The sequence below is a fragment of the Polaribacter litoreus genome (assembly GCF_054584775.1).
Genome location: NZ_JBTLRD010000002.1, coordinates 259,550 through 273,442, shown reverse-complemented (window position 1 = coordinate 273,442; position 13,893 = coordinate 259,550). Strand labels below are relative to the sequence as shown.

Here is a 13,893-nt window from a genome sequence, read left to right as displayed (position 1 = left end):
CATACAATCTTTATGGGAAAAATTATTGCTATCGCAAATCAAAAAGGAGGCGTAGGAAAAACGACAACAAGTGTAAATTTAGCAGCTTCTTTAGGTGTTTTAGAAAAAAAAGTATTATTAATTGATGCTGACCCTCAAGCCAACGCGTCTTCGGGTTTAGGCGTAGATGTTGATACTGTAGAATTAGGTACCTATCAAGTGTTAGAGCATACCATTAGTGCTAAAGAGGCAGTTGTGAGTACAACATCTCCAAATGTAGACCTTATACCTGCACACATAGATTTAGTTGCCATAGAAATTGAACTGGTAGATAAACAAAATCGTGAATACATGTTACAAAAGTCTATTGTTGATATTAAAAATGATTATGACTATATTCTTATTGACTGTGCACCATCATTAGGTTTAATCACATTAAATTCTTTAGTTGCTGCAGATTCAGTAATAATTCCGATACAATGTGAATATTTTGCATTAGAAGGCTTAGGTAAATTATTAAATACAATAAAAAGTGTACAAAACATTCACAACCCAGAATTAGATATAGAAGGCTTATTACTCACCATGTTTGATTCTCGATTACGTCTTTCAAATCAAGTAGTTGATGAAGTTAGAAAGCATTTTTCTAGTATGGTTTTTGATACCATTATTAGAAGAAATACACGTTTAGGAGAAGCACCAAGCTATGGTGAAAGTATTATTGCTTACGATGCAACCAGTAAAGGTGCTGTAAATTACTTAAATTTGGCACAAGAACTATTAAAAAAGAACGCATAATATGGCAAGAGCAACCAAGAAACAAGCTTTAGGAAGAGGATTATCTGCGTTGTTGCAAGAATCACCAAATATAAACTCTGCATCAGACAAAAACGCTGATAAACTTGTGGGTAACATCATAGAAATTGATTTAAATTTAATTGATGTAAACCCCTTTCAACCAAGAACATACTTTGATGAAGAAGCTTTAAGAGAATTGGCAAGCTCTATTAAAGAGTTGGGTGTTATACAACCAATAACGGTTCGTAAATTAGCAGGAAACAAGTTTCAGTTGGTTTCTGGTGAGCGACGTTTTAGAGCATCAAAATTAATTGGTAGCAAAACCATACCTGCATACATACGTTTAGCCAACGACCAAGAAATGCTAGAAATGGCATTGGTAGAGAATATACAACGTAAAAATTTAGATCCTATAGAAGTTGCACTTTCTTACCAACGTTTAATTGATGAAATTCAATTAACCCAAGAAGAACTAAGCACAAGAGTGGGTAAAAAACGCTCTACAGTTACCAATTATTTGCGTTTATTAAAATTAGACCCAATTTTACAAACGGGTATGAGAGATGGTTTTATTTCTATGGGACATGGACGCGCCATGATTAATGTAGAAAATACCGAAGATCAGTTGGCAATTTACGAAAAAGTGTTACGCGATAAATTATCAGTAAGACAAACCGAAGATTTGGTAAAAAACCTAAAAACAGGCGCTATTGCTAAACCTAAAAAGAAAACAATACCTGCCTTTGTTAGAGAAAGTAAAAAAGAAATTAGCGAGTTTTTCGGACATAAAATAGACATTTCTATAGCTTCTAATGGTAAAGGTAAAATATCAATTCCCTTTCATTCAGAAGAAGATTTTAATCGCATAAAAAACTTATTAAAGTAAGTGTTTTTAAAAAAACATACCACATTTTTTTGTTTCGTATTTTTTATTACGACGCTTTTTTCGCAAAAAGATTCTACTGCAGTAAAAGTTAAAGGACTTCAAATAGAAGATAAGTTAAATATTCCTCAGGGAGTTTATGACCCATTAAGGCCGTCTAAAGCCGCATTTTATTCTGCTATTTTTCCGGGGTTAGGGCAAATTTATAATAAAAAATACTGGAAAGCTCCTATTGTTTGGGGCGCATTAGCCATACCAACCTATTACTATCAAATAAATAATAGCGACTATAAACGCTATAGAACTGCATACAGATTAAGAAAAGCAGGTTTACAAGATGAGTTTACGTTAAATGATGGCACAGAACTTTTATCTACCACAACATTAGAAACAGCACAAGAACAATTAAGCGAAAACAGAGATTTCTCGCTTTTATCAGGAATAATTTTATACATTTTACAAATTGTAGAAGCCAGTGTGAATGCACACTTACTACAATTTAATACAGACGATAATTTATCACTAAAACCTACATTTATTGCAGATCCAATTCAATTTGAATCTCCAAAAGTAGGCTTAACATTTAAATATACTTTTTAAAATGAAGATTGCACTTTTAGGTTATGGAAGAATGGGCAAAGAAATTGAAAAAATTGCAGTTTCTAGAGGTCATGAAATAGTAATTCGTAAAGATGTTGATGATAAAATTGACATTACTTTAGCTGATGTGGCTATTGATTTTAGTGTACCAAATTCTGCTTTTAATAACATTACAAATTGTTTACACAATAATGTACCTGTAATTTCTGGAACTACAGGATGGTTAGATAAATATGATGATGCTGTTGCTTTATGCAAAGAAAAAAAAGGTGGTTTTATTTATGCGTCTAATTATAGCGTAGGCGTTAATATCTTTTTTGAGTTAAATAAACAGTTGGCAAAAATGATGAGTACTTTAGAAGATTACAATGTTTCTATGGAAGAGATTCATCATACAAAAAAATTAGACGCCCCAAGTGGTACAGCCATTACGCTAGCAGAAGGAGTTATTGAAAACACATCAAAATCGGCTTGGGTTTTAGGTGATGAAAATACTGAAAATGAAGTACCAATTGTGGCAAAAAGAATTCCTGATGTGCCTGGCACTCATACAGTTTGGTATAATTCTGATATTGATACCATAGAAATTAAACACACTGCACATAATAGAAAAGGTTTTGCCTTGGGTGCAGTAATTGCAGCAGAATGGATTTTGAATAAAACAGGTGTTTTTACAATGAAAGATGTATTGAACATCTCTTAAATATTATACAATAAGAATACAGTAGTTCAACTACAGTCTTCTCGATTATTATTAGAAAACAATTTTGTTGGAAAATAGAAACGCAGTTTTCGAGAAGTTTAAAAATAAAAAAGAGTTTTCGACTGCGCTCGAACAGACATCAATATTATAATTATGACGTATACACAATGGTTGATTTTTATTTTAGCTATACAAGTAATACACTTTTTAGGTACTTGGAAATTATATGTTAAAGCAGGCAGAAAAGCTTGGGAAGCAGCAATACCAATTTACAATGGCGTAGTTTTAATGCACATAATAAATCGCCCAAAATGGTGGATTATACTGCTATTTATACCTATTGTAAACCTTTTAATGTTCCCTGTAATTTGGATTGAAACTATAAGAACATTTGGCTTTTATAAAAAATTAGATTCGTTTTTAGTAATTGTAACTTTAGGGTTGTACATTTTTTACATCAATTATGCTACAGACGCCCAATACAATCCTACAAGAAGTTTAAAACCACGTTCGGAGTTAGGAGAATGGGTAAGCTCTATTACATTTGCTATTATTGCAGCTACATTGGTACATACGTATTTTATGCAGCCTTTTACCATACCAACATCTTCTTTAGAAAAATCATTATTAATAGGAGATTATTTGTTTGTAAGTAAGTTTCATTATGGTGCTAGAGTTCCGTCTACAGTTGTTGCAGCGCCTATGGTGCACGATTCTTTACCATATACAGCTTCTGCCTCATATTTAAAAAGTCCGCAATTACCATACATGCGTTTACCTGGATTGCAAAAAATAAAGAATAATGATATTGTTTGTTTCAATTGGCCAGCAGATTCTTTGGCTACAATGTGGGGAGATAATTCTGGAAAATTTACCTACAAACCTGTAGATAAAAAAACCAATTATGTAAAACGTTGTGTAGGTATTGCTGGCGACTCTTTAGAAATGAAAGACGGTTATTTTTACATTAATGGTAAAAAAAACCAACTGCCTTACAGAGCTAAATTACAATTTTATTACACTTTTGAGTGTAAAAAACCTATTAGTCAAAGCACTTATCCTAAGTTTTTATTAGAAAAAGAAAGAACAGGTGTTTATAAAATTTTAACCGAATATTGGGAGAATACCAAAGTACAAGAAGCAATAAAACAAAATGGTAATCTTACTAAAATAGGACAAGACTCTTTGTATACAGAGGTAGCTGGCGGTATAAACCCACAATTTGCACAACGCTTAAAAATGGTTAATGTTGATACTAAAATTAATATCAATATGACTGATGAAGAAGTTGACCGACTTAAAAAATATCCATTAACGGTTTCTGTAACCAAAGTAAATCATGCTCCTGATAAAGCTATTTTTCCTCATATTGAAGAGTTGGGTTGGAGCCAAGATAACTTTGGGCCAATTTATATTCCTGAAGCTGGTGCTACTGTAAAGTTAGATAAAAACTCATTACCTTTTTATGAGCAAATTATTAAAAATTATGAAAATAACGATTTAATGGTAAATGGTGATGACATTTATATTAATGGAGAAAAAGTAGCATCTTATACTTTTAAACAAGATTATTTTTACTTAATTGGTGATAACAGACACAACTCTTTAGATGGCCGTTATTGGGGATATGTACCTTTTGACCATGTTTTAGGAAAACCTGTAATGATATGGTTTAGTTGGGATGCAAATGCCCCAAGCTTTGGTGCAAAACTAAAATCTATTCGCTGGAACCGAATGTTTACTACTGTTGGAGGAGATGGAGAACCTGTATCTTACCGATATTTAGTATTTGCTTTAATTGCACTTTATATTGGTTGGAGCTATTACAGATCTAAAAAGAAAGCATAAAATACAGTTTTAGTTGGCAGTAGCTATTGTAAACACAGTGCTTACACAAGCTATTGCCTACAAAAAACCAAACCTATGTCATTATTTATACCAACTTACTTTTCTCCAATAGCTCAATATGCTGAAATTGTAAAAGCTGAGGAAATTATTTTTGAAATCGAAGATAATTTTCAAAAACAGAGCTACAGAAACAGATGCTACATTTATAACAGTAATGGTAAACAATTATTAAGTATTCCTGTTAAACATCCTTTAAAAAACGGAAGAAAAGCAACAAAAGACACCTTAGTAGAAAACAACGTGGCTTGGCAAGATCAGCATTTTAAATCGTTACAAGTGGCGTATAGAACCTCTCCTTTTTTTGATTTTTTAGAAGATGATATTGCACCTATTTTTCATAAAAAATACAAATATCTACTAGATATCAATATTGATGCTCATCTTTTTATAATGGATACATTACAATTGAACTTGAATTTTAAAAAAACCTCAAGCTATCAACAACCTGAAACCATTAAAAATGATTTTAGAATTTTATCAGATAAAAAACATCAACCCCAAAAAAAATTTGATGCCTACACTCAAATGTTTGATGACAAACATGGTTTTATTCCAAATTTATCCGTTTTAGATCTTTTGTTTATGGAAGGACCTAATGCAGTAAGTTTTTTGTAATATTTATTGTTTATTAATAATTTTTACTTATATTAAGAAGGCACTAGTAAACAAGATATGTTTTCACTCAATCAATTTATTGATAAATTCAAAGATTTCCCCGCAGAAAGCATGGATTCGTTTGTAAATTTGGCTACTGAAGAAGCATTTAGTAAAAACGATTTTATTATTAAAGAAGGTGAGGTTGCCAAAGATTTTTATATTGTTAAATCTGGTGTTATGCGTTCGTTTTATGCAGATGAAAAAGGCAAAGAACACACCAGAACCATTTTTACAGCTGGTAAAACAACAGGTGCCTTAAGTTCGTTAATTTCTGGAATGCCAAGTACATTAAGCTATGAGTGCCTTACAGATTGCAATGTATATAAAATTGTGTATCAAGATTTTATAACACTTTCTCATAAAGACCATCATATTTTAAGGTTTTATAGTGAACTGTTAGAACGTGTATTCTTGCTTTTAGAATCTAGAATTTATGAGTTGTCTGTTTTAAATGCTACTGAGCGTTATTTAAAATTAAAAAAAGAAATTCCACAGATAGAAACTCTTATACCTCAATACCATATTGCATCTTACCTTAATGTTTCTGCTGTACAATTAAGCAGAATCCGCAAAGAAATTTACTCAAGATAACAAAAAAATTAAAAAAAACTTCAAATAATTAACATATGTTAATTATTAAAGCGAGACTATTACATATATTTGAATAAAGCAATTAAAAACTCCCCCAGTTATTTTATAACTTTTTAGTTGTTAAAAAAGACTTATTTTTACAATAAGTCTTTTTTTTATGCTAAAATTCACCATTCATTATTCGTTACACTTTATTGCACCTTTGTTTATTGCCTTTTTCTTTTTTAGAAAAAATTGGAAAAAAGTGTACCTTATTTTTTTATGTTCGATGTTGGTAGATATAGATCATCTACTAGCCAATCCTATTTTTGAAGAAAACAGATGCAGTATTAACTTTCATCCTTTGCATTCTTATATCGCGATTAGCTTTTATGCAATTGGTTTATTATTTAAAAAAGTTAGAATACTCTGTGTAGCGTTGTTGTTTCATATGCTAACAGATTTTATAGATTGTTATTTGTAAAATCTTTTAAAGATTCGATTGATATCATCAGAAATATGTAATTTGATAATCAAAATAAAATAAACCACAGTAATAAGAATACTTTTTAAAATGATGTTTATAATTGGATGAATTGGGAATTTAAACAAATAAATATTGCTTATTGTAAAATCCCAAAAATTAAAAATCAAATACAAAACAGTAATTATAACAAACAATACAAAGGTTTTGTTGGTAAAAGGTGTCATTAAAAATTTTCTTTTTACAAATAACAACCTAAAAGTATTGGCTACAAAAATGATTATTAAAGTGGCAAAAGCCAAACCATCAGTACCCATTTCTAACTCGTAATAAAAAAGTTTATTTAAAAAATACACAGAAAAAGCCATTCCTAAACTTAAAGGCAAAACAATTCTATAAAACTTAGAATTATTGATAATTGCCCCATTATTGCCTAAAAAACCATTGTACATTTTAAGCAAAGAAATCATAAAAACCACTAAAGTTCCACCTGCATATTCTTTTGGTAATAGATTAAACAATTGGTGAATGTTTGCATTAATCAACACAAAGAAAAAGCCACTAATCAACAATAAATTAATAGAGCTCTTTTTATATAAAGAAGCCACTTCTTTATGATTTTCTTCGTTTAACGTTTTAGAAGTTAATGGCTGTAAAATATTTAACATGGCTCTACTTGGTGCTTCTATAAAAGAACCAATAAACACTGCAACAGAATAATAAGCAGCTTTTTCTAGAGTTTCTTTTCCAGGAATCATAAACTTATCAATATCTAAAATTATGGCTCCTGCACTACCTGCCAAAATTATATATAACGAAAAACGTAAAATTTCTTTAAAATTATCGGGTGTAGAAAAAGTGAATTTCGGAAAATACAAACTAAAGGCATAAAACATCATTACAAACATTCTTAAAAAATAAGCTGCTGTTAGGTAATAAATGAATTCTGATTTGGTAATCCAATCAAAATAAACTGCAAATAATAGCATCATAACTACTGCCCTATTCCAAAGTTCTTTTAAAATATTACCAAAAACCGATTGAAACTGCACTTTTGCCCAAGCATAAAAAACCTCGAAATAAGCACAGGTAAATGCCACTAAATAAATAACAAAGGTGTATTCTTTTATAATTGGGTTTTCTTCGGATAAATAGTTACTAATTTCTTCGTAAAATAAATTACCAAAAAATCCCATTGGTATTGCTATAAATAAAGGTAAAAATAGCACAGAAGATAAAAACTTATCTTTCTCTATTTTAGTAAAATAACTCGAAAAGAATTTTACAATAGTATGATGAATCCCTAAGGCAATTAATGGCATTAAAATATTAGATGTTGCCAATAAATAAGTAACCAAACCATAATACTCATCTTCTAAAAAACGAGTGTATAAAAACAAAGTATTTATACCACCAATGGCAAAACCTAAATATATAAAAAGTGTATTTTTAAAAGACTGTTTTAATACGATTCCCATTTTACGATGTCATACTTTTTAAGATGTTGGCCAATTGTGCTGTTAAATTTTTACGATGATATTGCTCAACGTTTTTAGAATCTACTTGTAAAAATCCTTCTTTATATTTTTGATACAATTCTTTAATTTCTGAGGTTAGTTTGGCTTCGTTATTAAAACCAACAACAACTCCAGCATTTGTATTTTCTAATATTTCTGATAAATCTGCTTTTTCTGGACCTATGGCTAAAATAGGTCTTTTTGCGGTTAGATATTCAAAAAGTTTGCCAGTTAAAATACCTTCAGATTTTTTTACATTCGGAATTAACAACAGCAAAACCTGTGCTTTTTTCTGATAAACAATTGCTTCTCTGTGAGAAACATATCCTTTAAACTCTGTTTGATCTATTAAATTATGCTGAACGATTTCCTTTTTTACATCATTAGAAATATCACCAATAAAATTTAATTTTAAATCGTTTTTAAAATCTTTATTTTCTAAACATAAATTTTCTAAAACCCTGAATAACAATGTAGGATTACTCTGTTTTGGCAGCAAACCAATATAAGAAATGGTGAACTTTTCTTCTAACTTTACACTGTTTTGATGGGTTACTTCATCATCAAAACCATTAGTAATTACCTCTACTCTTTTGGCTTTTTTATCGAACTCTTTTTTTAAAGTATTGCTAACAGTTAACACACAATCTGCAGTTTTAAAAACCGAGTTTTCTAACTTTAAATTTCTCTTTTTTGCAAAAGAAAGCTGATTAAATTCTTTATTATAATACAAGTCTGACCAAGGATCTCTAAAATCTGCCAACCATTTTACATTATTTTTTTTGCAGATTTTTTTGGCAATTAAATGCATACTGTGAGGTGGACCTGTAGAAATTACGACATCAACTGGTCTTTCTTTTAAAAATTGAGTTAAGAATTTAACAGAAGGTTTTACCCAAAATATTTTTGGATCTGGTATAAAGAAATTCCCTCTAACAAAAGATAAAAATCCACTGTTAGTGCTATTAGAAATGTCTTTTTTTTGTTGATTTTTCTTTTTCCAAAACAGTACATCTGTTGGTTCCCAAATAGGTTGCTGTACTACTTTTACATCTTTAGGAATTTCATTTAATAAAGAATTATCTTCTTTTGGATAATTTGCATTGGCAACAGTATACACAATAGGTTCAATGCCAAAACTTTGTAAATATTTTACAAATTTTAACCAACGTTGAACGCCAGAACCACCTGCAGGAGGCCAATAATATGTAATGATGAGTACTTTCAATCTGTTAAATTATCGTATAAATGTATGAGTTTTTTTGATGTTTGTTCCCAAGAAAACTCGTTTCTCACAAAATCTTTTCCATTGGCACCAAGTTGATTTCTTAATGCTTCGTTTTTATATAATTGCATGGTTTTATCAGCAAAATCAGTTACATCTTCTGCTTTGTGCACCAAACCAGATTTGTAATTATCTGTCAAGTTTTTTTGAGCGGTAGCATCACTAACCAACAAAGGTTTCCCAAAACTCATATATTGAAAAATTTTGTTGGCATAAGTAGTATCATGATGTAAATTTCTGTGCAAAGGAGAAATACAAATTTCACTCGACAATATATACGAACTAAAATATTTGGGATCTTTCCATCCTAAAAAATCTACATACGCTTCTACTTTTAAATCTTTTGCTAATTGTTTTAAAATAGCATCTGTTGAGTTTTCACCAACAACAACTAGTTTAATATTCGGGATTTTATCACTCAAAAAAACTAGTGATTTAATAGCTGTTTGCAAACCTCTTCGTAAACCAGTATCACCAATATAAAGCAACACAAAATGATGAGAATATCGATTTAAAATTTCTGGAAAAGTGGCATATTTTGTAAAAAAATCTTTACGTACTGTGTTAGGAACATCAATAATTTTATCAGATTTTATCTGTAATCTTTTTACAATTTCGCTCTTAGATTCTTGGGTAACCACAATAACATTATTCGCTTTTTTAATAAATTTTTCTTCGTTCTTTTTCCATTTTTTTGGAGAGATCAAATACTTACCAGGAAATTTAGTTAAATGCGGATAGTACTTCATAATCTCAGGTCTATTTTCGTGCAAATCTAAAATAGTTGGAAGTTTTAATTTTTTATTGGCACTAAAAACGGTGTCTGCAATTCTAATATCATGAATATGAATTGCTTCTATCTTATTTTCAATTAAAAAATGTTGAATTTTATCCTTTAGCATCCATTTGTAAAAAGGAAAAGTGTAGGCTAAAGCCGATAATTTATAGGTAAGTTTATTAGACAAATAGCGTTTTACTTGAATTTTATGAATATGTTCTGAAGATGCTTGGCTGCTATCATCATAAGTCAAACAAAAAAGAAAAACAGCATGTCCTGCATTGATTAATGCAATAGCCTCATTTTCTACTCTAGGATCAGGAGGAAACTCCTCATCTAAAATCATTCCTATATTCATATATACTACTTTCTTTCTGCAAAAACAGCATAATATCTAGGTGTAAACTTTCTTAAAATGGGTCTAAAACCAATCTTTTTAATTGGGCTTGTCCATTTTAATTTGTCTTTAATTACCCAACCCGATTTTTCTAACAACCAATCAAATTGCCAATCTTCAAATTCGTGGTAATGTCTATCCCACATGTCAGTTTTGCTTCTGTAAGCTTTAGCAAACCATAAGTTTAAAGGAATTGTAGTAATTAATTTAGTCGCTTCAATTTCTCTTAACACATTAAATGGCGCTATTAAATGCTCAAAAATTTCGAAAGCAGAAACTGCATCAACTTTATGTTTTTTAACAATTTCGGGTAAAAGATCTAAATCTTCTCCTTCAGTATTTATAACAGTGTAACCATTTTCTTCCATTATTTCAGAAAACGGATTTCGAACACCCAAATCTAAAATTGTTGCTGGTGCAGGAATGGAATTTTGCAAAAAAGCCAATGTATGTTCGTATCTTTTTTTAGGTAGTTTCTTATACATGTTTCGCTCCTTTTTTCTTCTTTTTCTCATCATAAAACAACCAACCCATAGTTACTAAAAGCAATAAACTATAAGAGGCTAAAGAAATAAAACTTCCTTTCTGAATTACTTTGGGTTCGAATTTAAATACAATTTTATGCTTACCTGCAGGAATTTTCATCCCTCTTAAAACATAATTCACTCTATAATGTGGCACCAAATCATTATCCATATAAGCATTCCAACCATCTTTATAATAGATTTCAGAAAAAACAGCAAATTGTTCTTTTTCTGATTTTGATTGATAGCTTAAAGTAGTAACATCATAATTTAACAACTCAATGGTAGCTGTTGAATCTTTTTGAATATCAAAATTAATATTTTCTGACAATTTACTTTTGTCTAAAACAGCAGTCGTTTTTGTATTTAAAGAATCTAACGCTTTTATTTCTTTGTTAGCAGAATTCACCAATTTTACCTCTTCTACAAACCAAGCATTGCCATTGGCATCCGGATTTAATTGTGCTTGTTTTTTTCCATCATTATCTGCAACAATAAAATATTTAGTATTTAACATATTTAATACCTGCATATTATTCTTTGCAATTTGAAAATCGAACAGTTCTTTGTAACGCCCCATTTTTGCTGCATGATAACCTCCTATGGATTGATGAAAATAAGAAGTTGCTCCATCTTGCATAGGATTCGTAGCAAAATTGGCCACTCTATAATGTGTTTTATCTTCTAATATTTGTTTATCTGCATTAGAGGCTATAAATGGTTTTTCTACTCTTCTAGAAGGTTTAAAATCAGATTCGTTTACGTATTTTTTATTTACAGATATTAAATCGAATAAAATAAAAACCAATAAGCCAATTATTGCATATTGTTGTTTTAATTTGTTTTTTAAGAAAAACCACAACACACCTGCAGATAAAATAACTAGAATTAAAGAACGTAAAGTATCCATTAATAACATCGATTTTCTATCAGCAATAACAGCATCAATTAAACCAGGTAAATCATTGTAATTAGCATCTCTTATTCCTTGAAAAGTTGAAAAACTGTGAGCTAAAATAAAACCAAAAACAATTAGCCCTCCAAAAGTAAAAACAGCTTTTTCTAGCGCTTTTAATTTCTTTTTATCCGATTTTTTTGATGTAAAGAATTCTTTTAAAGCCAAAACTCCTAAAATTGGCACACACAATTCCGCTATAATTTGTATAGATGAAACTGCTCTAAATTTATTGTAAAGAGGAACATAATCGATAAAAAAGTTGGTTAAAAATTCAAAATTCCTACCCCAACTCAACAGAATAGAAAATACTGTGGCTGCCACCAACCATTGTTTTAATCTTCCTTTTACTAAGAAAATACCTAAGAAAAATAAGAAAAACACAACTGCACCAATATAAGCAGGAGCTTCTATAATGGTTTGGTCTCCCCAATACGTTAACACTTGTTTCGAATAATCGTCTGCAACTTTTTTACCAGCTTTTTGTGCTATCAATTGATAAAAATTAGAGTTTTTACTCAATTCCTCTACAGTTCCACCACCCATAAAACGCGGTACAAACAAGTTAAAAGTTTCTAATTTGGCGTAACTATATTCTGTAATGTAGGCTTTATCTAATCCTTTTGTTGCTTCTTTATTTGATCCGTCTACATTTATAGTTACTTCAGATTTACCTCTGGTACTATAATCTGCATATTCTTTCATTGCCATTAATCTAGGCGCATTTGCACCAATACCTAAAACCACTGCAGCAATAATTACAGCAGCTTGTTTTATAAATCTTGGAATCGTGTTTTCTTTAATTGCATTTATCAGTTCAACAATTCCTAAAATTAACAAACAAAAACCTAAATAATAGGTCATTTGTATGTGATTGGTGTAAATTTCTAAAGCCATTGCCAAACCAGTAACAATAAAACCTAACACGTATTTCTTTTGAAAAACCCACAAAATACCCGCCAAAACTAAGGGCATATACCCTATTGCATGAGCTTTTGCGTTATGGCCAGGTACAAAAATGATGATTAAGTAAGTAGAAAATCCGAAGGAAAGTGCACCTAAAATGGCCAATCTCCATTCTATTTTTAATGCCATCATTAACACAAAAAAACTTAAAAAATATAGAAAAGTATAATCAGCTGGTCTTGGTAAAAAACGAATTGCTCTGTCTAGAGTTCTTACAAAATCATAAGGATAATATGCACTTATTTGGTACGCAGGCATTCCACTAAATGAAGCCCCTGTCCAATAAGGTTCTGCATTTTTATCGGCTCTAAAATCTTTAATTTCTTTAGCCATTCCTGTAAATTGCGTAATATCAGATTGGGCTATTTTTTGTCCTTTTAAAACAGGATGAAAATACATTACAGAAGCTATTACAAAAATTGCGATAGCAATTACATATGGAAATAGTTTTTTAAGTTTCAAGTGATAGAATTGGTTAAGTTTGTATTTAGGTTGATTGAAAATTGAATTTAGAATGACTAAAGACAGGCTAATCTACTTCTTCAAAATCAATATATTCGCCAACAGAAGAGTTACTTTGCTGTTGTTTTCTTGGGGTTTTATCTATAATTGTTTCCCCTTCTCTTACAGTACTCTTAGTTTGCTGACCTCTAAACTGTTGTTCCGCTTTTTTTTGTACTGTGTCTGCCACTTTTTTCATTAAAAAAGGCGCCAATAATTTCGCTAAAAATTTAAAAGCATAGTAAAACAATAATATGTAAACTAGAATTTTTAATAAACCCATTTTATATTGTATTAATAATTATCAAAAATAACAATTTGTCAACAATTGCAGCGTTAACAAACTATAAAACTTTAATAAAGGTAAAAAAGTATGCAATCCTTTTAA

Annotated in this window: 14 protein-coding genes; 8 read left to right on the top strand and 6 right to left on the bottom strand. The window is 30.2% G+C overall.

Annotated elements, in window-relative coordinates; translation table 11 throughout:
* Window positions 1–12: 12 nt before the first annotated feature.
* The 8 genes from ACW9UN_RS02375 (at window position 13) to ACW9UN_RS02340 (ending at window position 6,582) form a co-directional block, all read left to right on the top strand.
* The gene (locus tag ACW9UN_RS02375) at window positions 13–777 is read left to right on the top strand and encodes a ParA family protein (protein ID WP_459483530.1); all 765 of its coding nucleotides are present in this window, start codon (window positions 13–15) and stop codon (window positions 775–777) included.
* A 1-nt stretch (window position 778) separates the two neighbouring features.
* Window positions 779–1,663: a ParB/RepB/Spo0J family partition protein gene (locus tag ACW9UN_RS02370; protein ID WP_459483528.1), complete on the top strand. Its 885-nt coding sequence runs from the start codon at window positions 779–781 to the stop codon at window positions 1,661–1,663.
* Window positions 1,664–2,260 carry a DUF5683 domain-containing protein gene (locus ACW9UN_RS02365; RefSeq protein WP_459483526.1) on the top strand — a complete coding sequence of 199 codons (597 nt, stop codon included), beginning with the start codon at window positions 1,664–1,666 and terminating at the stop codon, window positions 2,258–2,260. It abuts the gene before it with no gap.
* 1 nt (window position 2,261) lies between these two features.
* The gene (gene dapB / locus ACW9UN_RS02360) at window positions 2,262–2,963 is read left to right on the top strand and encodes a 4-hydroxy-tetrahydrodipicolinate reductase (protein WP_459483524.1); all 702 of its coding nucleotides are present in this window, start codon (window positions 2,262–2,264) and stop codon (window positions 2,961–2,963) included.
* A 153-nt stretch (window positions 2,964–3,116) separates the two neighbouring features.
* Entirely contained in the window at window positions 3,117–4,811 is a 1,695-nt protein-coding gene (lepB, locus tag ACW9UN_RS02355; protein WP_459483522.1) for a signal peptidase I, read from the top strand.
* 75 nt (window positions 4,812–4,886) lie between these two features.
* Window positions 4,887–5,486 carry a WbqC family protein gene (locus ACW9UN_RS02350; RefSeq protein ID WP_459483520.1) on the top strand — a complete coding sequence of 200 codons (600 nt, stop codon included), beginning with the start codon at window positions 4,887–4,889 and terminating at the stop codon, window positions 5,484–5,486.
* Between the two features lie 57 nt (window positions 5,487–5,543).
* A complete protein-coding gene (locus ACW9UN_RS02345; protein WP_459483518.1) occupies window positions 5,544–6,119 on the top strand; it encodes a Crp/Fnr family transcriptional regulator in 576 nt (191 codons plus the stop codon).
* Window positions 6,120–6,276: 157 nt separating this feature from the next.
* On the top strand, window positions 6,277–6,582 hold the full coding sequence (locus tag ACW9UN_RS02340; protein WP_459483516.1) for a DUF6122 family protein: 306 nt from the start codon (window positions 6,277–6,279) through the stop codon (window positions 6,580–6,582).
* Here ACW9UN_RS02340 and ACW9UN_RS02335 read toward each other — a convergent pair.
* From ACW9UN_RS02335 to ACW9UN_RS02310, 6 genes are all read right to left on the bottom strand, one after another.
* The gene (locus ACW9UN_RS02335) at window positions 6,573–8,060 is read right to left on the bottom strand and encodes a lipopolysaccharide biosynthesis protein (RefSeq protein ID WP_459483515.1); all 1,488 of its coding nucleotides are present in this window, start codon (window positions 8,058–8,060) and stop codon (window positions 6,573–6,575) included. The two genes, ACW9UN_RS02340 and ACW9UN_RS02335, sit on opposite strands and share 10 nt — an antisense overlap.
* Window position 8,061: 1 nt before the next feature.
* Complete coding sequence (locus ACW9UN_RS02330; RefSeq protein ID WP_459483513.1) at window positions 8,062–9,327, bottom strand: glycosyltransferase family 4 protein; 1,266 nt, start codon at window positions 9,325–9,327, stop codon at window positions 8,062–8,064.
* The gene (locus ACW9UN_RS02325) at window positions 9,324–10,520 is read right to left on the bottom strand and encodes a glycosyltransferase family 4 protein (RefSeq protein ID WP_459483512.1); all 1,197 of its coding nucleotides are present in this window, start codon (window positions 10,518–10,520) and stop codon (window positions 9,324–9,326) included. Before ACW9UN_RS02325 ends, ACW9UN_RS02330 begins: the two co-directional genes overlap by 4 nt.
* Window positions 10,521–10,525: 5 nt before the next feature.
* Window positions 10,526–11,044: a class I SAM-dependent methyltransferase gene (locus tag ACW9UN_RS02320; RefSeq protein WP_459483510.1), complete on the bottom strand. Its 519-nt coding sequence runs from the start codon at window positions 11,042–11,044 to the stop codon at window positions 10,526–10,528.
* A complete protein-coding gene (locus ACW9UN_RS02315; protein WP_459483509.1) occupies window positions 11,037–13,466 on the bottom strand; it encodes a YfhO family protein in 2,430 nt (809 codons plus the stop codon). Before ACW9UN_RS02315 ends, ACW9UN_RS02320 begins: the two co-directional genes overlap by 8 nt.
* A 67-nt stretch (window positions 13,467–13,533) precedes the next feature.
* Window positions 13,534–13,788, bottom strand: coding sequence for a DUF4834 family protein (locus ACW9UN_RS02310; protein ID WP_459483507.1), 255 nt, complete (start codon window positions 13,786–13,788; stop codon window positions 13,534–13,536).
* Between the last annotated feature and the right edge of the window lie 105 nt (window positions 13,789–13,893).